1 protein-coding gene is annotated in these 352 nt (G+C 35.8%); it reads right to left on the bottom strand.

Translation table 11 applies throughout. The annotated features are described in order from the left end of the window. On the bottom strand, positions 1-352 hold a 352-nt coding region (locus B2906_RS07495), incomplete at both ends, for a transposase (protein ID WP_286936783.1).

Raw genomic sequence — 352 nt, 5'->3', positions numbered from 1 at the left:
TTGGAGTTTTTTTTGATATCGATTGAATAGGTTTCCTTGGCCAGGTCAATCATCTTTTCTAAATAGTCAATCATGATCTGTTTCTGTCCAACAGTTCGTTCGAGCTCCTTGACCTTTTCTTCGAGTTCCTTTAACCGATGTGTCTGGCTGTCTTTCATCTCAACGATTCTGATATTTTTTTCATTGTAAGTGGAATACTTGTAAATCCAACGATAAATAAGAGCATTACAAACTCCGTAATGCTTTTGCATTTGAGGAACAGACATGACTCCTTTTTCGAAGTCGTCTACCAATTTACGTTTAAATTCTTCAGAAAATTCTCGATGTGAATTGATCCTTTTTCCCGTTTTTA

The sequence above is a fragment of the Algoriphagus sp. UBA3586 genome (assembly GCF_002376385.1).
Classification (GTDB): domain Bacteria; phylum Bacteroidota; class Bacteroidia; order Cytophagales; family Cyclobacteriaceae; genus Algoriphagus; species Algoriphagus ornithinivorans.
This window is presented reverse-complemented; position numbering and strand designations above follow the sequence as displayed.